Raw genomic sequence first — 21,941 nt, 5'->3', positions numbered from 1 at the left:
CGCTCCTGCGCCGATAGCGAGCGCAAGCGTGCGACCGCTGCAGCCGCTCATCGCGCAGGCCGCTTCCATTCGCGGAGAACGAATGATCGATACGAACCTCGGCGGCCCGTCTTCGGGTGCAGACTGGGCGTCAGGCGAAATGGCCGAGCGCATCCGCACGTTCGACTGGTCTGCGACACCGCTCGGCGCCATCGAGTCATGGTCGCCGACCTTGCGGTCCATGATTCGCATCATGCTGGCCAACCGCTTTCCCCATATCCTTTGGTGGGGCCCCTCCTACGTCCAGTTCTACAACGACGCCTATCGTCCGATTCCCGGTACCAAGCACCCGGAACGCGCGCTGGGCATAGCCGCCAGCGAGTGCTGGCCGGAGATCTGGCACGTCATCAAGCCGCTCATCGACCGTCCGTTCCATGGTGGCCCCGCGACCTGGGACGACGACATCTTCCTGGAAGTCAATCGCCATGGCTTCCGCGAGGAGAGCCACTTCACGATCGCGTACAGCCCTGTTCCCGACGACACGGTGGCCAGCGGCATCGGCGGCGTGCTCGCGACGGTTCACGAGATCACCGAAAAGGTCATTGGAGAACGGCGGCTCACCGTGCTGCGCGATCTGGGCGCGCGCATGGCCGACGCAAGGACAGCCGACGACGCTTGTGCGATCGCGGCCGAGGTTTTCGCCGCGCACGACAAGGACGTGCCCTTCGTGCTGCTGTACCTGACCGATCCTGCCACGCACGTCGCCACGCTCGCGGGCGCGACGGGAATCGAACCAGGCAAGGATATTTCGCCGCTGACTGTTGACCTGCGCAACGCACTACCGGGAGGCTGGCCGCTTCGCGAGGCAATGCGTGACGGTGCCGTGGTCTTCACGGATCTGCGCACCAGCTTCGCAGCCGTGCCGGCGGGACCGTGGGACGATCCGCCGGATTCCGCGTTTGTCACCACGATTCCCGCGAGCCGGCTCAGGGAGCCCGCGGGTTTCATGGTGGCGGGCCTCAGTGCGCGACTGAAATGGGACCGGCACTATCAGGACTTCCTGGAACTGGCGAAAGCCCAGATCGCTTCCGCCATCAACAATGCGCGCGCCTACGAGGAAGAAAAGCAGCGGGCCGAAAAGCTGGCCGAACTCGACCGGGCCAAGACGACGTTCTTTTCCAACGTGAGCCATGAGTTCCGCACCCCGCTGACGCTCATGCTCGGGCCGGTCGAAGACCTGCTGATGCGCAGGAGCGATGAGCTTTCCGCAGCGGCGAAGGAGGATCTTGCTGTTGTCGGCCGCAACGGTTTGCGGCTGCTGCGGCTGGTCAACTCATTGCTCGATTTCTCGCGCATCGAGGCAGGCCGCATGCAGGCCACGTACGAACCGACTGACCTCGCACGCTTCACGGAGGAACTCGCCAGCCTGTTCCGGTCGGCATGCGAGCGTGCCGGGCTGACACTGACCGTGGATTGCGACACCTTGCCCGAACCGGCCTTCGTCGACCGCGCAATGTGGGAAAAGATCGTACTGAACCTGCTGTCGAACGCGTTCAAGTTCACGCAGGCAGGCCGCATCGCGGTCAGCCTGCGGACCATTGGCGACAAGGCGGAACTGCGCGTTGCCGATACGGGCACGGGCATCCCGGCGGACGAACTGCCACGCATCTTCGAACGGTTCCATCGCGTGCAAGGCACCCACGGCCGCACGCACGAAGGCGCCGGGATCGGGCTGGCGCTGACGCTGGAGCTTATCAAACTCCACGGCGGCACGATACGCGCCGACAGCACCCCTGGTGCCGGCACCACATTCATTGTCGAGATTCCGATGGGCAAGGCGCACCTGCCGGCCGACCGCATCGGCGCCCATGACGACGCCATCGGGACGTCGACCGACCCGCGGCCGTTCGTCGAGGAAGCCCTGCGCTGGTTGCCGCACGGTGCGCCTGCCACAGCCCCGGCCCATGCGCCGGCTGCCGACAGGGCCCCGGAGGCCCTGCCGCACGCGCCCGGCGCGGGCCGCCCGCGTATCCTGGTGGCCGACGACAACGCCGACATGCGGCAATATCTGGCTCGCCTGCTCTCCAAGGACTACGAGGTCGAACTGGCCAACGACGGGCAGGACGCCCTGGCGCGCATCCACGCTCGCAGTGTCGAACTGCTTCTCACCGACGTGATGATGCCGGGCCTGGATGGCCTTGGCCTCTTGCACGCCCTGCGCACGGATCCCAAAACCGCCGACCTGCCCATCATCATGCTGTCGGCGCGAGCTGGAGAAGAAAGCCTGGCGGAGGGCGTCGAAGCCGGTGCCGATGATTACCTGACCAAGCCGTTCAGTGCGCGCGAGCTGCTCGCTAGAGTCGGCACGCACGTGAAGATGGCGCGCTTCCGCCGCGAAGCGCTGGAGGCGCTGCGCCATCGCGGCAAGGCATTGCGCGAGGCAGACCGGCGCAAGGATGAGTTCCTGAACATCCTCGCGCACGAGTTGCGCGGGCCGCTGGCGACCATCAGCAATACCGCGCATATCCTCGGGCAGTCCCGCACGGACACCGAACTGGCGCGCGATGCGCAGAAGAGGATCGAGCGGCAACTGCGGCATCTCGTGCGCCTGGTCGACGATCTGCTCGACACCAACCGCATTACGCAGGGCAAGCTGCAACTGCACATCGAACGCGTGGAACTGCAGGCCGCCATTCGCGACGCGATCGAGACGTGCAGGCCGCTGGCCGAAGAACTCGAGCGCGAGGTGACGCTCGACGTCCCCGCGGAATCCATCTGGCTCGATGCGGATCCGGTGCGCCTTGCGCAGGTAATCGGCAATCTGCTCAGCAACGCGTACAAGTACACGGAGCATGGCGGACACGTGTGGCTCAGCGTCGAACCGCGCGGCGACGAAGTGCTGTTGCGCGTGAAGGACGATGGCGTCGGCATCCCTGCCGCCGCCCTGCCGTCGATCTTCGACCTTTTCATGCAGGTTCGCTCATCGCTGAACCGGGCACGCGGCGGACTGGGCATCGGCCTCGCGCTCGTCAAGCGCCTGGTCGACATGCACGGCGGGCAGGTCGAAGGCTTCAGTGACGGCCCGTCGCGCGGCAGCGAGTTCGTGGTGCGGCTGCCAATGCCGGTCGGCGCCGTCGGCGGCGCAACGGTGATCCATCCGCCCGCCGCGAACGCGGCCGCCACCGCGGCATTGCAGATACTGGTCGTCGACGATGACCAGGACTCGGCCTGGTCGCTGGCGGCGCTGCTCGACACGTGCGGCCATCGGGTCCAAACCGCCCACGATGGCTTCGAGGCGATTGCAACGGCCGAACAATACCGTCCCGATGTGATCCTCATGGATATCGGCCTGCCCACCATCACCGGCCACGAAGCCGCGCGCCGGATCCGCGCCGAATCGTGGGGCGTGGACATCGTACTGATTGCCGTGAGCGGATGGGGGCAGGAAGAAGACCGCCGCAGGTCCGACGAAGCGGGCTTCGACGCCCACCTGGTCAAGCCCGTCGACCTCGATGCCCTGCTGGGACTGCTGCAGCGGCGCAGGGATTCCGCGGCAGGTTAGCTGGACAAGTTGCCGCGTTCCAACGCTTCTTGCAATCCGGGGCGTCTCGCCGATACTTGGACTCGGACTGCCCGCATCAGCCAGATACCCATCGCAGCGCAGCATTGATCCACCGGAGATCGCCATGGCCGTGCTTATCCGCAAGCCCATGAGTTGGCCCGCAGTGCGTCCGTATCTGCCGGGCGTGCTTATCAGCGCGGTGGTGACTGTGGCGGCGATGTCTCTCGCCGAGCACTACCATGCCCCCGTGATGCTGTTCGCGCTGCTGCTTGGCATGGCCCTCAACTTCCTGTCGCAGGAAGCCTCGAGCGCGATCGGCATCGAATTCAGTGCCAAGCAGGTGCTGCGCCTCGGCGTGGCCCTGCTCGGGCTGCGCATCACCGGCGCGCAGGTCGTGGCGCTCGGGTGGCAATCCGTAGCCATGATCGTGCTGGCGGTCGCGCTGACGATCGTCTGCGGCATCCTGCTGGCACGGCTGATGGGCTTCCAGATGTTCTTCGGCTTGCTGACCGGCGGCGCCGTGGCCATCTGCGGCGCTTCCGCGGCGCTGGCCTTGTCGGCTGCCATGCCGCAGCACCCGATGAAGGAGCGGGCGACCCTGTTCACGGTGATCGGTGTGAGCACGCTTTCCACGCTGGCGATGGTGCTCTACCCGATGCTCGCCAATTTTCTGGCGCTGAACTCCGTGCAGGCCGGCGCCTTTCTCGGCGGAACGATTCACGACGTGGCGCAGGTGGTGGGCGCCGGCTACAGCATCTCGCATGAAGCCGGCGACGCGGCCACGCTGATCAAGCTGATGCGCGTCGCCATGCTGTTGCCCGTCATTGCGCTCGCCGCGTGGCTTTCGCAGCGCCACCAGCGCGCGCAAGGCGAAACCAGCACCGGTCCGCGCCCCCCGCTGCTGCCCTGGTTCGCCGTGGCGTTCGCCGTGCTGGTGGCGATCAACAGCACCGGCTGGCTGCCGCCGGTGGTCGTGAAGGCCGGTCAGACGGCGTCTCAGTGGTGCCTCGTCATGGCCATGGCCGCGATCGGCATGAAGACGCACCTGAGGGAAGTCCTCACGGTGGGCTGGAAGCCCATCGTGCTGATGGTGCTGGAGACGGTGTTCCTCGCCGTGCTGTTCTACGGCATGCTGGTCTGGTTTCAGCCGTAGCTTCATCGCGTATGACTGCGGGTCTGATCGAACTGGATCAGGCCCTCAGGTACGCGCAAAAGGCCCGGGTCAGTTCCTCGTCGAATTCCGCGCTCGACAGGCGCAGCGGTCCAGGGTTGTTCAGGATCGCATTGATGATGCTGCCGATGGCGAACTGAAACGCGATGCGGATCCGCCGCCGCAATGCGTCGGGATCGCCCTGCCCCTCGGCATACAGGGCTTCGAGCACGGGCACAGCGCGCTCGACAAAGCCCGCGCGCCGCTGCTTGACGCCCTGCCACGCTTTCCCGTTGATCTCCATGATCGTCGCGCGCAGCACGCCCTGATGACGGAGCGCGCCGCGCCGCACTTCCGACAGCAGCGCTCGAACCCCGGTCTGCAGATCGCCATCGGACGCTCCTACCACGGCCAGGCACGCCCCCATCCGGGTGTCGATATCTTCCGCCATCACGGCCTGCAAGGCCTCGAAAAAGGCCTGTTTGCTCTGGAACCGGCCGTAAAAGGCGCCCGTTGTGACGTGGGCGGCGGCGCAGATTTCCTGGTTGGTGATGCTGTCGAGCGCGCGCTCGCGCAGCAATTCGCGGCCGGCCTGAAGAAGCGCTTCGGTGGTACGGCCGGCACGGCCGTACCGGGGCGGCTTGAAGCCTTGCTGGCCTTCCAGCGCGGCAAGTGGGTCCTGAGGCATAAGTTTCGACATGGTTTTCCCTAGCCACCCAACGCATTGGTTGCGCCTCGGTGCATCGTCAGCCAAAAATATACTCGCTAATATAAATTGGAGACAAGGCATGAAAACGATTCACGCAGCAGACGGGACGATCACAGCCCCGGCCGTGGTGTCCCGCAGCGCCCTGCAGTCCGCCTTCACGCTGACGCGCATTTCACCGGCACTGGGTGCCGAAGTCGGCAATATCGACCTCAACGTACCGCTCGACGACGACACCATCGCGGCCCTGCGGCGCGCACTGGTCGAGCATAAGGTCCTGGTGTTCCGCGATCAGGACATCACGCCGTCACAGCATGTGTCGCTGGCGCGGCGCTTCGGCGAACTGGAAGTGCATCCCGCCTTTCCGCACCATGAGGAGTTCCCGGAACTGGTGCTGCTCGGGGGCGACGACAAGAAGCCGGCGATGGAGAACGGCTATCACAGCGACGTGTCGTGGCGCGAGATCCCGTCGATGGCGTCGATGCTGCGTTGTGTGCAATGCCCGGAGATCGGCGGCGACACGGTCTGGGTCAACATGGCGCTTGCTTACGAGAAGTTGCCGGAGCACCGCAAGCAGCAGATCGAGGGACTCTTCGCCGCGCACGACATCCTGCCCGCATTCGGCGACAAGATGACGCCGGAACAACGCAAACAGTTTCCGCCCGCGATCCATCCCGTCGTGCGCACGCATCCGGAAAGCGGCGAGAAGATCCTCTACGTGAACGGCGCCTTCGTCACGCACTTCTTGAACTTCCGTTCGCGCAACGCGGTGCGCGGGGCGTTCGAAGGCCAGTCCGAGAAGCATGACCTGATGGAGTACCTGCTGCGTCAGCCTGCCATCCTCGAGTACCAGATGCGCCTGCGCTGGCGGCCCAACACCATCGCATTCTGGGACAACCGCTCGACCCAGCACTACGCTATCCAGGACTACTTTCCTGCCGTACGCCGAATGATGCGCGCCACGATCATCGGCGATCGTCCGTTCTGAGCCAACGCATCAACCGGGAGACTCATATGAAATGGAAGCTGCTCGTTGGTATCGCCGCCATGGCATTGAGCCTGGTGGCCAGGGCCGATACGTACCCCAGCAAGCCGATCACGTTCATCGTGCCGGTGCCGCCGGGCGGTGCGACGGATGCGCTGGCACGGACCATGGCCGAGGCGATGAGCAAGAGCATGGGCCAGCCCATCATCGTCGACAACCGGCCGGGAGCGGGTGGCACAATCGGCACGCAGGCCGTCGCGCGCGCCGCGCCTGACGGCTACACGGTGCTCTTTGCGACGTCGGCGCCCATCCTGACCGCGCCGTTCCTGTACGCGAAGCTGCCGTATGACGCGAAGCGCGATCTCAGCTTCATCTCCCAGGTCTGCACGGGCCAACTCGTGTTCGCGGTCAATCCGCAGAAGGTGCCGGCAAAAACGGTCAAGGAGTTCATCGCGTGGGCCCAGCAGCACAAGGGCGCCGTGACGTATGGTTCCTATGGCGTGGGCTCGTCGGCGCACCTGATGGGGTCGTATCTGAGCCAGACCCAGAAGCTCGACATGACGCACGCGCCGTACAAGGGCGAATCGCTGATGGTGCAGGACCTGATCGGCGGGCAGATCGACTGGGCGATCGGCACCGTCGGGGTGATGGCCCCCTACCTGCAGAACGGACGCCTGCGCGCGCTGGCCGTGATGGGGGACCGGCGGCCTGCCGAACTGCCCAACGTGCCGACCATGACAGAGGCGGGCTTCCCCGATCCGGAATACCGGCCGGTCGGCGGCGCCGTGCTGCTCGGCCCTGCCAACTTGCCGCCGGCCATCCTGAGCCGGCTTGAACAGGAAGCGCGCGCAGCGGTGCAGACCCCGGAAATGAAGGCGCGCTTCCAGCTCTACGGCATGTATGCGCAGGGCACGACCTCGGCCGCATTCCGGCGGGACTTCGATGTGATGCTGCCAGTCATGGAACGGCTGATCCGCCAGTCTGGCGCAAAAGTCGAATGACGTGGCTGGCTGACGGGCTGATCGTTCTGGCCGGCGCGGCCATCGGCGCGACATCGATCGGCGGCGTGCTCGTGGTGCCGGTGCTGACCGGCATCGCGGGCTTGCCGCTGGCCGAAGCGGTGGCCGCCTCTAGCCTCGCGTTCGTGCCGGCCGGGCTGCTTGGCTGGCGTGCGGCGCGCGTCCAGGCCGGGCTCCATGCCACGCCGTGGGCGCTCCATGCCACGGCGCTGTCCGGCGCCGTGTGCGGTGCGCTGCTGGTCCATGTGGTACCGACCAACGGTGCTGACCTGTGGCTGGCTGCGCTGGCGGCAGTCTCTGGTTTGTACGGGCTGGCATCGCTCATGGCGGCACAGGGCGAGCGCCCGATGCCGGCTACGGCGATGCTTGCCGTAGTCGGGTTCGCTGTCGGACTCGGTTCCGCGCTGTCCGGCACAGGTGGCCCCGTGCTGCTGCTGCCGCTATTGCTTCTTCGGCGCACGGCGACGGCGCCGGCACTTGCGGCGGCATTGGCCATCCAGCTTCCGATTGCGCTTGCCGCAAGCGCCGCGCACTGGTTTGGTGGCCATCTGCCGCTGGCCCTCGGCCTGAAGACAGGCGCCCTGGTGACCGCCGGTGCCCTGGCGGGACGCTTCCTCGCCCGCAAGATGCCGGCACGGGCCCTGCGCGGCAGTGCATCGCTTTGCCTGCTCGCCGTGGCCGCGTGGTACGCCGTCCGATGAACGACCTGATCATGTCGAATCCCGCAGATCTGTCCGCCACCGCATTGCTGGCGCTTTACGCCCGGCGCGAACTGTCGCCAGTCGAGACGCTCGACGCCATCCTGCATCGCGTGGCCGAACGCGATCCTGCCTGCAATGCGTTCCGATTCATCGATGCAGACGACGCGCGCGAACAGGCGCGCGCGTCGGAACGACGCTGGCGGCGCGGTAAGCCGTGCGGCTTGCTGGACGGCGTGCCGGTGTCGTTCAAGGACCTGCTCCACGTGCGCGGCTGGCCAACGCGTCTGGGCAGCCTTGCCACTACCGATACGCCGCAGCCCGACGATTGCCCGGCCGCAGCGCGCCTGCGCGAGCACGGCGCCGTGCTGCTGGGCAAGACCAATACTTCGGAGTTCGGCACGAAGGGCATCACCGAAAGCGCGCTGGCCGGCATCACGCGCAATCCCTGGAATACGGCGCACACACCGGGCGGCAGCAGCGGCGGCGCGGCCGCCGCCACCGCGCTCGGGCTGGGGCCATTGCATGTCGCGACCGACGGCGGTGGTTCCATCCGCGCGCCATCGGCAGCCTGTGGCGTGTTTGGATTCAAGCCGGGCAGCGGACGCGTGCCCTGCTATCCGCCCGCGCATTCCGGCACGCTGTTCCACGTCGGGCCGATGGCGCGCACCGTCACGGACGCCGCACTGCTGCTCACCGCGATCAGCGGCCCCGACAGCCGCGACTGGCACGCATTGCCTTATGAGGATCGCGACTGGCGCACCGGCCTCGACGATGGCATCGCAGGCCTGCGCGTCGCCTACAGCCGCACCCTTGGCTACCTTCCCGTCGATCCCGAGGTAAGCGCATTGTGCGATGCCGCCGTCCGGCGCCTGATGGCGCTCGGTGCCATGGTCGAAGACGTGGACCCTGGCTTCGACAACCCGGCCCCGACGTTCCGCGTATTGTGGGATGCCGGCGTCGCGCGCTTTCTGCGCGACATCACGCCCGATCGCCTCGCGCTGATGGATCCGCTCCTGCACGAAGCCGCCGCACGGGGCCGCAATGTGGACGCCCTGGCCTATCTCGACGCGACCGAGCGCCGGCGCGAACTGGGCGTGGCGATGCGGCGCTTCCATGAGCGGTATGACCTGCTGGTGACGCCCACGCTCGCGTCGGCGCCACCGCGAGTGGGACAGCCCTGGTCCGCGCCGCATTGCCTGCCGTTCAATCTGACGGGCCAGCCCGCCGCCAGCGTGCCATGTGGTGTCACACGCGCCGGGCTGCCGATTGGCCTTCAAATCGTCGGCCCCAGCCACGCCGACGCCATGGTGTTGCGCGCTGCGCGCGCTTTCGAAACGACGTGCCGGTGGCCACTGTGGGCGCCGCGCGCCTCATCCCCGACCCGACAAGGAGATCAAGCATGACCGACATGGAAATCCGCGCCTTGATGGCCGCCTTCGCCAGTGCCTTTCGTGCCGGCGACGCCGATGGCGTAGCCGCCTGCCTGGCAGACGACTTCACGTGGCGCCTTCCCACAGGGACCGGCAATCCGCAAGGCGAGGTGCTGCAGGGCAAAGAAGACGTTCGCCGCTACTTGCTCGAACGCTTCGCGCGCGCGGCCGGGAGCCATGGCGACGTGGTCTTCTCGGACAGCCGCATGGAAATCTGCGGCGACGCCGTGCTTCTGCACTACCGCGTCAAGGGGACGATGGAGGATGGCCGGCCCGTTGACGCAATGGGGTTGGACTTGTTTCGCGTGGCAGATGGGAAGATGCAGATGAAAGATGCGTATTGGAAGCAGGTGGCGTGGCCTGCCTGATAGCCAAGGCTGCGAGGGGGCCGCTACGCGGCGCCACGGCGCTTGCCCATGCGAAGCAGGCGATCCGGCAGAAAGCGGCGCACGCTCTCATCGGGGAAGCGGACTTCCACCCATTCACTGGTAACTGACACCACCGTGCCTTTGCCGAACCGGCGCGCCTTTACCGTGTCGCCTTCGGCGAACGGCACGGCTGTCGCGCTGGCAGCCACCGTCTTCTCGCCGTCAGCCTCATGTGTGGCAGCCTCCGCCAAGCGCCGGCAACTGTCGCAGATGCCGCATGGTTCCAGGTCCTCGGATTCGCCGTAGTACTCGAGCAGCAGCATCCAGCGGCAACGCCCGCTGCGCGCGTAATCGAGCATCGCCTGCAGGGTTTCGCGGTCCTCACGACTGCGGGCCTCGTACAGGGCGGCGATGTCTTCGATGCTGTCGGCACTGCCATCGCGCAGCGAGAAGCGCCCTCGGCGATCGCGCTGCACGATGCCAAAATCGCCAAGCATCCGCATGCCTGACTGCAAGCGCCGCACACCGATGTGGGGAAGTGCCTCTCGCAACGCCGGCAGGACCGTTGGCGTGCCCCTGAGCGCCGTCACCATCTGCCGCAGGTCCGTCGCGGCCGGGTAACGGTTAGCAAGAAAGAACTGGTGGATGCGCTTGTCCTTCTCGTCGAACAGCAGCGTACAGCGCGCCAACCCGCCGTCGCGCCCTGCTCTTCCGGACTCCTGGTAATAGGCATCCAGGCTGCCGGGACATTGCGCATGAACGATGAACCGGACGTCGGGCTTGTCGATCCCCATGCCAAAGGCATTGGTCGCCACCATCACGTCCGCGCGCCCCGCCATGAAAGCGTCCTGCGCGTCGCGGCGTTGCACCGCGGTGCGCTGGCCGTGATACAGCGCGACGTTCATGCCTGCACCCCGCAGTGCATCGTACAACTGTTCCGCCAGCGCGACCGTCGCAGTGTAGACGATGCCTGCACCCCTCCTGCCGCTTCCACCGCTTCCACCGCTTTCGGCCGAAACCAGGCGGCGTACCGCATCAGGCCGCGTGGGCGCCTCCGACAGATGCTCGACGGCATAGACAAGGTTGGGCCGAAACAGCGGCGCACGCACGACACGCGGATGGCGCATGCCGAGGTGGTGCGCGATGTCCTTGACGACGGCGTCGGTCGCCGTGGCGGTCAGCGCCAGTACCGGCGGCCGCGACAGCGCCGACACGACCTCCCGCAATCCGAGGTATGCGGGCCGAAAATCGTGGCCCCATTGCGAAATGCAGTGCGCCTCGTCGACCACGAACAATGCAACGCGGTTGCGGCGCAGCGCTTCAATGACGGCCTTGCCTTCGAGCTGCTCGGGCGTCGTCAACAGGATGCGCTCGCCGCCGCGCGCGAGACTGTCCAGCGCCGCGTCGCCCACGGCACTGTTGACCACCGCGGGCGGCAAATCGAGCTGGTCCAGCTTGCCGGCCTGATCCTGCATCAATGCGATCAGCGGCGATATCACCACCGTCAGGCCGTCCAGTACGCGGGCAGGCAGCTGGAAACACAGCGACTTTCCACTCCCGGTCGGCATGACAGCGATCGTGTCGTGGCCCTGCAGCACGCTGGCCAGGACGTCAGCCTGCCCGGGGCGCAGGCGTGCGACGCCAAACTGATCCCGCAGGATCTCCATGATGTCTGGCGGCAGCGTCTCGGGCATGGGCGTTCGGCGACAGTATCTTCGTTCCCGAGCAATATCCGTGCCGTTCGAAAGTTGGCGCACGCCGTGGGCAGTACGGGCCGATTCCCGCTTTTTGCCTGTGTCGCCGCCCAGACTTACATCCGGTCCTCGTGGCCGGCAGACAACGAAACATCGGTTATCCTGCGCGGACCGCGCTTCTTTCACCGTTCGCAGGCACCACGGCCAGCCCAACTGCACAGCCGAACGGCACGGTTACCCATGACCCATAGCATCGATCAAAGCCCCGCTTCCAATGCCCTGACCTCCTTCTTCTGGAGTGGCGACGCCATCCGCAGCCGCAGCGTGAGCGACGTGGTGCTGGTCGGCGCTGTCGACGTGCCACCGCCACCGGCGCGTCTCGTCGCCGATTGGACACGCGAGCTGTCCCGCATGACGCTGGAAGCCGGCGACGTCGAAGCCATGCCGCTGGCGCGAGCCCGAACCCGCTGGCCGGAGTATTCGCAATGCGTACGGGCGGCCGACGACTGGACGAGCACGCTTGGATTACCTGGAGTCCTTGCCTCCAGCGACGTGGCGCTCATGGTTTGCCGCGGCGCGCGATATCACCATGACGGCGAGCAGTATGGCGGCGCGGCGTTCTGCAACCTCTTCCTGAGCGAGGACAAGGGGCAGGACGTACATTTCCCGTCGCTGGGCCTCCGCATTCCGCTGAGACGCGGTACCGTCCTGATCTTCGATACCTGCCAGCCGCATGCGGTGATTCCACGCGGTAGCAATGCTTTCGATGCGGCGGAGTTTCCGGACGACCAGGATTGCACGCAGCTATTCCTGACCTGGGAGCTTCCCATCGAAGATGCCCGCGTCACCAAGGCACTCGATATCTCGTTCGACATCGATCCTTCGGCAGCAATGCGACTCGATGAGGAGCAGGTTCGACGCGATGGCGTGAGGGTCAGCGTCCGCCCCGACTCGGGGTTGTGGTACAGGGCGGAGTAGCCACGTTCAGCGTCAGGCAAGGCACGTTATCGTCGATATCGGCGTTGCGTGAATCGACGTTAGCGTCGACGATCCCAGTCGAACTTCGCCGGCTCGCCGCGCAGGAAGGCCTGCACCGCCTCGCCGTAATACGGCGCCGCTGCGGCCACGGCCTGCGCATGGGCCTCCACCGCCAGCATCGTGTCATACGGCGCTTCGAACGTGCCATTGAGCGCGTTCTTGGTCAAAGCCATGGCTTCCCGGGGCCCGTCAACGAAGCGCGCGGCGAACCGGCGCGCGTCTTCGGCCAGCGCATCGGCCGAGTGGATCGCATGCACGATGCCGAGCTTGTGCGCCTCCGCCGCGCCAACGCGGCGCCCGGTCAGCATCAACTCCTTCGCCATGCTTAAGCCCACCGTTCGCGGCAGCGAGTACATCGCTCCCATGTCCGGTACCAGCCCGATTTTCACAAAAACCATCGAGAACGATGCGCGTTCCGAAGCCAGCACGAAGTCCGCGGTGAGCGCAATCGAGAAGCCGGCTCCGGCAGCCGGACCATCCACCGCGGCAACGACAGGAACCTCGAGGTCGCGAAGCCGCCGCAGCCAGCCCTGACCACGTTTCACACGCCGGCGCATGGCTTCCGGCTGGTGCGCCGCCAGGGACGGATCGTCGCGCATGGCCAGCAAAGACTTCAGGTCTCCGCCCGCACAGAAGCTTCCGCCCGATCCCGTAAGGATCAGCGCCCGGACACTGCGGTCGTCTTCGACGATATCGAGCATATCGACATAATCGTGCTTCAGTTCAGGTGTCAGCGCGTTCCGGATCTCGGGTCGCTGGTGCGTAAACTCGGCGATGCCATCGCGAATGCTTAGCGTGGTGTTCCGCAGGGTATGTTCCGTGGCTGTCATTGGCTGTCTCCTCACTTTGTAGGCGCCAGGCACCCTGCCTGGCGCGGCTTTTGTCGGGTATCTCGGAACTCGATATGGCAGGAATCAACCATGGTTTCCCGACACCGCGCCGGTTCGTCCCACCCGTCTCGGGTGGCGTGTCGCCCGCGCATTTCATATGAGCCAGATGATTGGCGGCAACGTCGATACGTCGCTCGGCAGCAGATACACGCGCTATATCGGGCGAGACAGCGAATGTATTTCCGATGCCGAATCGCCTGTCATAGCATTGGCCGGCCGCGCCCTCGACGGCGCTGGCGATCACCACGAAAAGAAGGCTGAGGAGACACATGGATTGGAGATGCATTGCACGGCGCTGGACGGCCACTTCGCTGCTGGTCTGCACAGGACTCGCGGCCACGCAACCCGCCACGGCGGCGGCAGCCGACAGCGACTACCCGAACCGTCCGGTCAAGCTGATCGTGGCCATGCCGCCGGGCGGTGGCCTCGACACCACGGCCCGATATATCGCCAAGGAACTGTCCGAGCGATTCCGCCAGCCATTCGTGGTCGAGAACCGGCCCGGTGGCAACAGCTTCATCGCCGCGAAGGCGGTATCGGGAGCGACGCCCGACGGCTACACGCTCTGGCTCAGCTCGAATTCGCCGATGGTGACGAATCCGGCGGTGTTCCTCAACCTGCCCTACGATCCCGTCAATGACTACACGCCGATCGCGCGACTCGTGCGACTGCCCCTTGTCATCGTGGTCCCGTCCACGTCGCCGCACAAGACGCTGGAAAGCCTGATGGCCGCAGGCCGCGCCGCACCGGGCAAGCTGACTTACGCAAGCGGGTCCGCGACGTATCGCGTCGTGCTCGAACTGGTCAACGAGCAGCACCACGTCAAGGCCAACGCCATCCCGTACAAGGGCACCACGCCCGCCATCACCGACCTGGCCGCCGGCAACGTGGACTACTCGATTGGCGAGATCAATGCGGTACTGCCTCTCGTGCGCAGCGGCAAGGTCCGGATTCTGGCCACCACGAGCGCGCGCCGACTCAAAGACCTGCCCGACGTGCCGACCGTGGCCGAGAGCGGCGCCCCAGGTTTCGATTTCGACGGCTGGATTGCGCTGTACGGGCCCGCAAAGATGCCGCCGAAGCTGGTCGATGCGCTGGCGCAAGCTGCGGACGCCGTCCTCAGGAAGCCGTCGACTGCCGCCGTGATCGACGCGATGAGCGGCGTCGTCTATCCCGGTGGACCCGCCGAACTAAAGTCCTTCCAGGCGGCCGAGTACGAACGCGCGCAGAAGGTTGTCAGGACCGCCAATATCCCACGCGAATAGCGCGGTGGCACGCGCGGCCGGTGACACGATATGCCGTGCCGCGCTGCCTTCGCCCACGCAGCGTCCTGTTTCGATACACGAGCTGTATTGCTCGACATACCAAAAGTATTTTTCCGTTTGCCGCAGCTTCCGTAGGATCGGGCCACACCCACTAGTGTCCGACAACAACGTGGCACCACAGCAAGGAGACTCCATGGCATTCGACGAGTTGAGGCGGCGCCTCATGCTGGCGTCACTGGCACTTCTCACTCTGCCAGCGGCGGCCCAGACCGCTTACCCGACCCATCCGGTCAAGATCATCGTTTCGCTGCCGCCGGGAAGCGGTGCCGACTCCACCGCGCGCTTTATCGCGCAGCGCCTGAGCGAGACGTTCCAGCAGCCCTTCGTGGTCGAGAACCGGCCCGGCGCAAACGGCTTCATCGGCGCCCGTGCCGTGGCATCGGCCGCGCCTGATGGCTACACGCTGTTCGTCGGCAGCAACTCGACCATGGTGACCAATGCGGCGTTGTTCAAGAGCCTGCCGTACGACCCGGTGAAGGACTTCGTGCCGGTGGAGCGCCTGGCCCGCTTTGCGATGGTGGTGGTTGTCCCGTCGACATCGCGATTCAAGAACCTGGGCGAACTTATTGAAGGCATCCGTCAAGCGCCCGGGAAGCTGAACTACGCGAGCGGAAGCGCGGGCTACCAGGTCTACACGGAGATGTTCCACGAACGCTTCCACCTGAAAGGCAATGCGATCGCCTACAAGGGCACCGCGCCCGCCATGACCGACGTAGCCGCCGGCAACGTGGACTACGCGATTGGCGAGATCAGCTCGGTCCTGCCACTGATCCGCGCAGGCCGCATCCGTCCGCTCGCCGTGACCGATTCGCAGCGGCTCAAGGATCTGCCGCAGGTGCCCACCGTGGCCGAAAGCGGCGCACCCGGTTTCGAGGTGACGGCGTGGACTGGCGTCTTCGCTCCCGCCAAAGTGCCGGAGAACATCATCAAGGCACTGTCCGACGCGGTGCGCCAGGCCATGCAGCAGCCTGACAGCGTGAAATTCATCGCCGGCCTCGGCGGCACCGTGGATCCGGGCAATCCGCGCGAACTGCGCAAGTTCCAGCTTGCCGAGATCGCGCGCACGCGCGAGATCGTCAAGAGCGCAACCATTCCGGTCGAGTAAGCGACCGGAGACAAAAAGGACGAGAGAAACCGCATGCAAGAGCAAAAGAAGGGACCGCTGGCCGGTGTCAGGATCATCGAACTGGCCGGCATAGGCCCGGGCCCGCTGGCCGGCATGATGCTGGCCGACATGGGTGCCGAAGTGCTGCGCATCGAGCGCCCCGGCGAGACGGATCTCGGCGTCAGGCGCGAGCGCCGCTTCGACCTGATGCTGCGCGGACGCAAGTCCATTGCGCTGGACCTGAAGGACCCGCAGGCCGTGGCTGCGGTGCTGGACCTCGTCGAGTCGGCCGATGCGCTGATCGAGGGCTTCCGCCCGGGCGTCACGGAGCGGCTGGGGCTTGGCCCCGATGCCTGCCTCGCGCGCAATCCGAAGCTGGTCTATGGCCGCATCACCGGGTGGGGCCAGACGGGTCCGCTCGCGCACACTGCCGGGCATGACGTGAACTACATCGCGCTGACCGGCGCGCTCAATGCGATCGGCCAGCGCGGCCAGCGACCCGCGATTCCGCCGGCTTATCTCGGCGACTTCGCAGGCGGCGGCATGTTCCTGCTGGCCGGCGTGCTCGCCGCGCTGGTGGAAGCGGGCAAGTCCGGTAAGGGACAAGTGGTGGACGCCGCCATCGTCGACGGCGCCGCCGCGCTCGGCAGCGTGTTCTTCGGGCTGGTAGCCGCAGGTCAGTGGAACCCGGAGCGCGGCACCAACGTGCTCGACTCGGGCGCGCATTACTACAACGTCTACCAGTGCAAGGACGGCGGCTGGATTTCGGTTGGCCCGATCGAGGCGCGCTTCTATCGTGACCTGCTGGACCGCATTGGCATCGACCCCGCCAGCCTTGGCGAACAACTCGACCCGGCCAACTGGGAAGCCGCGGGCAATCGCCTGGCGGAGCTGTTCCGGACGCGCACGCGGGACGAGTGGTGCGCACTGCTGGAGGGCACCGACGCCTGCTTCGCGCCGGTACTCAGCTATGAGGAAGCGCCGCAGCACGCCCACCTCAAGGCACGCGAGACCTTCGTCGAGATCGACGGCATCGTGCAGCCCGCCCCCGCCCCGCGCTTCAGCCGCACGCCATCGGCGCTGCCCACGGCGCCGCGCGCGCCCGACGTTCGCGATTACGCCCACACGCTTGCGGGCTGGCTGCCTGCCGCGCGGATTGCCGAAGTGCGCGCGCTCGCCGAGAAAGCCGACCGGGACTGAATACCGGCCAACCTGTTTTCACGACCAAAGACCATGAGCAATTTTCTTGATATCCGCCGCGATGGCCACGTCGCCATCGTCACCATGAACCGCCCGGAGACGCGCAACGCGGTCTCCGACAACGACGCCGTCGATGCACTGGTCGCCATGTGCGACGCGTTCAACCGCGACCATTCCGTGCGCGTCGTCGTGCTGACGGGGGCCGGCACAGCGTTCTCGTCTGGCGGCAACCTCAAGACGCTGCGTGCGACGTTCGGCAGCGAATCCGGTGAGCCGGTCAGCGCACGCTACGCCTATCGCGAAGGCATTCAGCGCCTGCCGCTCGCGCTGGCCAACCTCGAAGTGCCGGTGATTGCCGCGGTGAACGGCCCGGCCCTCGGTGCCGGCAACGACCTCGCCTGCACCTGCGACATCCGCATCGCTTCCGAGAAGGCCGTCTTCGCCGCCACGTTCGTGAAGCTGGGCCTGATCCCCGGCGACGGCGGCGCATGGCTGCTGCCGCGTGCCATTGGTGCATCGCGCGCGGCCGAGCTGTGCTTCACCGGCGACACCATCGACGCCGCCACGGCGCGCGAGTACGGGCTGGTTTCGCGCGTGGTACCGCACGAGGAACTGCTGCCGACCGCGCTGGAACTCGCGCACCGCATCGCCGCCAATCCGGGGCATGCGCTGCGCATGTGCAAGCGCCTGCTCAAAGAAGCCCAGCATGCGCGGCTCGACACCATTCTCGAAATGTCGGCCGGGTTCCAGGCGCTGGCGCACCATACCGCCGAACACGAAGCCGCACTCGATGGCTTCCTGGCACGCATCAAAGGCTGAGGAACGCCATGGAAATTCGCAATAACGTCTTCATTGTCACCGGCGGCGCGTCGGGACTTGGCGAGGCCACGGCCCGAATGCTGGCCGCCGCCGGAGGCAAGGTGGTCATTGCCGACATCAATCCGGCCGGCGAAGCCGTGGCCGAGGAGATCTGCGCACGCTTCGTGCGCTGCGATGTCGTAAGCGAGGCCGACGGCACGGCGGTCGTCAACGCTGCTGCAGCACTGGGCCGCGTGGCCGGGCTGGTCAACTGCGCGGGCGTCGCGCCGGCCTGCAAGACCGTAGGCAAAGATGGTCCCCACCCGCTCGACGTGTTCGAGCGCACGGTCCGCATCAACCTGATCGGCACGTTCAACATGGTGAGGCTGGCCGCTGCACAGATGGTGAACAACACACCGGATGCCGACGGCGAACGCGGCGTGGTCGTCAACACGGCGTCGGTAGCGGCGTTCGAAGGACAGATCGGACAGGCTGCGTACGCGGCCTCCAAGGGCGGCGTGGCCGCGATGACACTGGCCGTCGCGCGCGACCTCTCTCGCGACGGCGTGCGCTGCGTGACCATCGCCCCGGGCTTGTTCGAGACGCCGATGCTGCTCGGCCTGCCGGAAACCGTGCGCGATGCGCTCGGCAAGATGGTGCCCTTTCCGTCTCGCCTGGGGCGGCCCCCGGAGTATGCGAAGCTGGCCGCGGCGATCATCGGGAATCCGATGATCAATGGCGAGGTGATCCGGCTGGATGGGGCGATTCGGATGCAGCCGAAGTAATTCAGCGCGGCGCACTTCACCCAAGGCGCAAGGGCCGGCACATCATGCCGGCCTTTTGCTTTGCACCGCCGGACAATCCCTGATTGTTTAATCCGACCGTTCGGAGTAACCTACCGCCCAACGTAATACAAGAACACGGAGTACGGAGATGGATCTCCGCCAGATGAAGCAGGCCCTGGTGCTGAGCGAGACACTCAACTTCCACCGGGCCGCCGAACGGCTGCACATGGCGCAGCCACCACTCTCCACCGCCATCCGCAAGCTGGAAGAAGAACTGGGTGTCACCCTGTTCGACCGCCAGCCATCCGGCTTGTCGCTCACGTCCGCGGGCGAGGTGGTCCTGCGGCAGATGCGCAGTACGCTCTTCTTCGCCGATGAAATCCGCCGCGCAGCGCGTGAGGGCGAATGTGGCGAACAGGGTACGTTGCGCGTGGGATTCGTTGGCTCGTCGGTCTACTCGGTCATGCCCCAACTGATCCGTGCATTTCGTCTCAAGTATCCGCGAGTCGAACTGATCATCGAGGAATCGACGACCGTCGATCTGCTGCGCGCGGTCGAGGAACACTCGCTCGACGTGGCGCTCGTGCGCTACCCCGTGCTCGCGCAGACCAGTGCGCAGATCACCTTTCTGCGCCCTGACCCACTGGTGCTGGCCGTCAGCGCCGATTCGGCACTGGCCGGTCGGTCAAGCATCGACCTGTCGGAACTGGGCACGACGCCCTTCATTGTCTACTCGGAGTCGCGCGTCCCGGCCATGCATGCGATGACGATGTCGGCTTTCCACCAGGCCGGCATCCGCCCGCCGATCGCGCAGCAAGCCGTGCAGGTGCAGACGTTGCTCGCGCTGGTCGAAAGCGGGCTGGGGGTAGCGCTGGTGCCGGCCACGGCGGCGGGCTATGCTGGGAACGGGACTAGGCTGGTGCCACTGACGGGCCTGCCGGACAAGCTGAACTTCGGGCTGGCGCTGGCGACGCTGGGCGATACCAGCATCGCCACGACACGCAACTTCGTGGCGCTGGCGCAGGCCGTCACGCGGCCTGCTTCCTGACGGATCAGCGCTTCGCCGCGCGCCGCGAGATCAGCGCATCTACGGCCACGATGCGGTCGGCCGTGCAGATCAGCGGGTTGACGTCAAACTCTTCAATCGCATCGCGCTGGTCATGCGCGAACTCGGACAGCGCGGCGATGACTTCCGCCAGCCGAGCGATGTCCACACCCGCGGCGCCGCGGAATCCCTTCAGCAGGGCCACGCCCCGCAATTGCTCCAGCATGTCTCGCGCCTTCTGTGCCGACACAGGAGCCATTGCAGCCACTGTGTCCTGCATCAGCTCGACCATCACGCCACCAAGCCCGACGATCAGCAACGGGCCCAGATGCGGATCGACGCGCGCACCCACCAGGATCTCGACGCCGGCTGGCACCTGGCTTTGCACGAGCACACCGTTGATGCGGTCATCGGTGGTGACCTTGCGGGCATTGGCCATGACGTCGCGCCAGGCGGCGGCCACTTCATCGGCATTCTTGAGGCCGAGGCGGATCACGCCGGCTTCCGATTTGTGCGGGATAGCCGGGCTTTCAACCTTGAGCACCACCGGATAGCCGCAGGTTTGCGCAGCACGCACGGCATCCTGTTCGCTGGTCGCCAGCGCCTCTCCGACCACGGGCACGCCGTACGCAGCCAGTACATCCTTGGCTTCGCGTTCGGTCAGCGTATCGGCCGGCGCGGCAATAATGCGTTCGCGCGCGGCCGTGGCGACAGACGCGGTGGTGAGACGATCCGGCCGCGCGGCTTGCCGGCTCATGCGCCACGCCTCATGCTCATGCCATGCGCGCAGCGCGGCGAAGCAGTGCGACACCGAGCGGAACAGCGCGAGCCGCGGCAGGGCTTCCGCCTCCTGCGCGTCGGGACCTTCCAGCCAGTTCGACATCCACAGACCGCAAGCCATCTTGCCGTGCTTGACCGCCAGTTCGTTGAACACTTCGAAGCGGCGGCCATTGCCGTCGCCGGTCACGACCAGCGGCACGACGGCTGCGCCGTACTGTGCATCGGCAAATACCGCATCGCCGCAGCGGATGAACGAATCGAAGTTGTTGGTGGCCTGTGCGGTCAGGTCGCATGGATTGCGCGCCGCGCCAAAGTCCGGGATGTGGGCTTCAAGAATGGCACGCGTGTCGTCGGCTGGCTGCGGCAGCGGCACGTTGAACCGTTCCGCTTCGTCGGCCGCCACGATGCCTGCGCCGCCCGAGCCCGACACAATCGCTACGCCCGTGGCAACCGGCGCGGGAGCCTTGGCGAAGAACACCGTCGTCGGCACCAGCTGTTCCAGCGTATCGACCTGGATCACGCCAGCCTCGCGCAACGCCGTGGAATAGGCACGGTCCGACCCCGCCATCGATCCGGTGTGCGACATGGCTGCCGCGGCACCAAGCGCGCCGCGTGCCATCTTGTAGACCACCAGCGGCTTGCCTGCGGCGGCACACAACTCGGCCGCGCGGACGATGCGGCTCGCATCCGACAGGCCCTCGAACACGCAAGCAATCGCTGCGCACGCGGGGTCGCCGGCCAGGTAGGCGATCTGGTCCGTAACGTCCATATCGCACGCATTGCCGCACGAGAACACATGGCTGAACGCGGTGCCGTGGTTGGCGGCCTGCTGCAGCGCGAAGGCCAGTGCACCGGACTGGCTCACGAGCCCGATGGCATGCGGTGGCAGTTCGCCGGTGCGGGCCGGCAACGGCGTGAACGACACCAGCGCGTTGGTCACGTAGTTTGCATAGCCGATGCTGTTCGGGCCCAGCAGCGTGACGCCGCCTTCGCGGGCAATTGCCGTCAGCCGCGCCTGGTCTGCCGCTTTTTCCGGATTGCCGGTCTCGGCATAGCCCGACGCGAACAGCACGACGCCGCCGACGCCAAGCCGCGCGCATTCCTGCACGATTGGCTCGACCGTGTCGCGTGCGGTGGCAATCAGCACGCAGTCCGGCACTTCGGGCAGCGCTGACAGCGATGGATAGCAGACCTGGCCATTCACTTCCGCATAGCGGGGATTGACCAGATGCACCGTGCCCTGGAACTGCTTCAGGTTCGCCATCGAACGCCCGGCGAAGGAGCGTTCGTTGGAGGTGGCCCCAACCACGGCGATGCTGCGCGGGTGCAGCGCGCGCCGTAGCTGGTCATGGGTATAGAGCTTGCGCGACGACATAGTGCT

General features: G+C 66.2%; 18 protein-coding genes. 14 read left to right on the top strand and 4 right to left on the bottom strand.

Annotation, left to right across the window (positions count from 1 at the left end; all coding sequences use genetic code 11):
• Window positions 1-82: 82 nt before the first annotated feature.
• Together K2O51_RS11100 and K2O51_RS11095 are read left to right on the top strand one after the other, a co-directional pair.
• Window positions 83-3,541, top strand: coding sequence for an ATP-binding protein (locus K2O51_RS11100; protein ID WP_220630229.1), 3,459 nt, complete (start codon window positions 83-85; stop codon window positions 3,539-3,541).
• 124 nt (window positions 3,542-3,665) lie between these two features.
• Window positions 3,666-4,694: a YeiH family protein gene (locus K2O51_RS11095; protein ID WP_220630228.1), complete on the top strand. Its 1,029-nt coding sequence runs from the start codon at window positions 3,666-3,668 to the stop codon at window positions 4,692-4,694.
• A 37-nt stretch (window positions 4,695-4,731) separates the two neighbouring features.
• Here K2O51_RS11095 and K2O51_RS11090 read toward each other — a convergent pair whose 3' ends face one another.
• Window positions 4,732-5,445 carry a TetR/AcrR family transcriptional regulator gene (locus K2O51_RS11090; protein WP_181184351.1) on the bottom strand — a complete coding sequence of 238 codons (714 nt, stop codon included), beginning with the start codon at window positions 5,443-5,445 and terminating at the stop codon, window positions 4,732-4,734.
• Window positions 5,446-5,479: 34 nt separating this feature from the next.
• Here K2O51_RS11090 and K2O51_RS11085 point away from each other — a divergent pair, with 34 nt between their 5' ends.
• From K2O51_RS11085 to K2O51_RS11065, 5 genes are read left to right on the top strand one after another with little or no spacing between them, the layout of a single operon-like run.
• Complete coding sequence (locus tag K2O51_RS11085; RefSeq protein ID WP_011300658.1) at window positions 5,480-6,385, top strand: TauD/TfdA dioxygenase family protein; 906 nt, start codon at window positions 5,480-5,482, stop codon at window positions 6,383-6,385.
• 26 nt (window positions 6,386-6,411) lie between these two features.
• Complete coding sequence (locus K2O51_RS11080; RefSeq protein ID WP_011300659.1) at window positions 6,412-7,383, top strand: Bug family tripartite tricarboxylate transporter substrate binding protein; 972 nt, start codon at window positions 6,412-6,414, stop codon at window positions 7,381-7,383.
• Window positions 7,380-8,102 carry a sulfite exporter TauE/SafE family protein gene (locus K2O51_RS11075; RefSeq protein WP_140948882.1) on the top strand — a complete coding sequence of 241 codons (723 nt, stop codon included), beginning with the start codon at window positions 7,380-7,382 and terminating at the stop codon, window positions 8,100-8,102. Before K2O51_RS11080 ends, K2O51_RS11075 begins: the two co-directional genes overlap by 4 nt.
• Before the next feature lie 11 nt (window positions 8,103-8,113).
• Entirely contained in the window at window positions 8,114-9,505 is a 1,392-nt protein-coding gene (locus K2O51_RS11070; RefSeq protein WP_245001806.1) for an amidase, read from the top strand.
• Complete coding sequence (locus tag K2O51_RS11065; protein ID WP_140948884.1) at window positions 9,502-9,900, top strand: nuclear transport factor 2 family protein; 399 nt, start codon at window positions 9,502-9,504, stop codon at window positions 9,898-9,900. The genes K2O51_RS11070 and K2O51_RS11065 overlap by 4 nt, the downstream gene beginning before the upstream one ends.
• 23 nt (window positions 9,901-9,923) lie before the next feature.
• Here K2O51_RS11065 and K2O51_RS11060 read toward each other — a convergent pair whose 3' ends face one another.
• Complete coding sequence (locus K2O51_RS11060; protein WP_220630227.1) at window positions 9,924-11,594, bottom strand: RecQ family ATP-dependent DNA helicase; 1,671 nt, start codon at window positions 11,592-11,594, stop codon at window positions 9,924-9,926.
• Window positions 11,595-11,834: 240 nt separating this feature from the next.
• Here K2O51_RS11060 and K2O51_RS11055 point away from each other — a divergent pair, with 240 nt between their 5' ends.
• Window positions 11,835-12,572, top strand: coding sequence for a hypothetical protein (locus tag K2O51_RS11055; protein WP_220630226.1), 738 nt, complete (start codon window positions 11,835-11,837; stop codon window positions 12,570-12,572).
• A 59-nt stretch (window positions 12,573-12,631) separates the two neighbouring features.
• Here the strand turns inward: K2O51_RS11055 and K2O51_RS11050 are convergent, their stop codons facing one another.
• Window positions 12,632-13,462: an enoyl-CoA hydratase/isomerase family protein gene (locus K2O51_RS11050; protein ID WP_220630225.1), complete on the bottom strand. Its 831-nt coding sequence runs from the start codon at window positions 13,460-13,462 to the stop codon at window positions 12,632-12,634.
• A 329-nt stretch (window positions 13,463-13,791) separates the two neighbouring features.
• Between K2O51_RS11050 and K2O51_RS11045 the strand changes: the two genes are divergently transcribed.
• From K2O51_RS11045 to K2O51_RS11020, 6 genes are all read left to right on the top strand, one after another.
• Window positions 13,792-14,787 (top strand): Bug family tripartite tricarboxylate transporter substrate binding protein, encoded by a 996-nt coding sequence (locus K2O51_RS11045; protein WP_011300666.1) that lies wholly within the window; start codon window positions 13,792-13,794, stop codon window positions 14,785-14,787.
• A 193-nt stretch (window positions 14,788-14,980) separates the two neighbouring features.
• On the top strand, window positions 14,981-15,952 hold the full coding sequence (locus tag K2O51_RS11040; protein ID WP_220630224.1) for a Bug family tripartite tricarboxylate transporter substrate binding protein: 972 nt from the start codon (window positions 14,981-14,983) through the stop codon (window positions 15,950-15,952).
• Between the two features lie 33 nt (window positions 15,953-15,985).
• Window positions 15,986-17,152 (top strand): CaiB/BaiF CoA transferase family protein, encoded by a 1,167-nt coding sequence (locus tag K2O51_RS11035; protein ID WP_220630223.1) that lies wholly within the window; start codon window positions 15,986-15,988, stop codon window positions 17,150-17,152.
• Window positions 17,153-17,185: 33 nt separating this feature from the next.
• On the top strand, window positions 17,186-17,971 hold the full coding sequence (locus tag K2O51_RS11030) for a crotonase/enoyl-CoA hydratase family protein (protein WP_220630222.1): 786 nt from the start codon (window positions 17,186-17,188) through the stop codon (window positions 17,969-17,971).
• 8 nt (window positions 17,972-17,979) lie between these two features.
• A complete protein-coding gene (locus K2O51_RS11025; protein WP_220630221.1) occupies window positions 17,980-18,735 on the top strand; it encodes a 3-hydroxyacyl-CoA dehydrogenase in 756 nt (251 codons plus the stop codon).
• A gap of 148 nt (window positions 18,736-18,883) precedes the next feature.
• Entirely contained in the window at window positions 18,884-19,783 is a 900-nt protein-coding gene (locus K2O51_RS11020; protein WP_220630220.1) for a LysR family transcriptional regulator, read from the top strand.
• A 4-nt stretch (window positions 19,784-19,787) separates the two neighbouring features.
• On the opposite strand, the gene K2O51_RS11015 is transcribed toward K2O51_RS11020, so the two are convergent.
• A complete protein-coding gene (locus K2O51_RS11015) occupies window positions 19,788-21,935 on the bottom strand; it encodes an acetate--CoA ligase family protein (protein WP_011300672.1) in 2,148 nt (715 codons plus the stop codon).
• Window positions 21,936-21,941 lie beyond the last annotated feature (6 nt).

Source organism: Cupriavidus pinatubonensis (genome assembly GCF_019602855.1).
Classification (GTDB): domain Bacteria; phylum Pseudomonadota; class Gammaproteobacteria; order Burkholderiales; family Burkholderiaceae; genus Cupriavidus; species Cupriavidus pinatubonensis.
The sequence above is the reverse complement of the archived record's forward strand: the minus strand, read 5'-3'. Positions and strand labels throughout refer to the sequence as shown.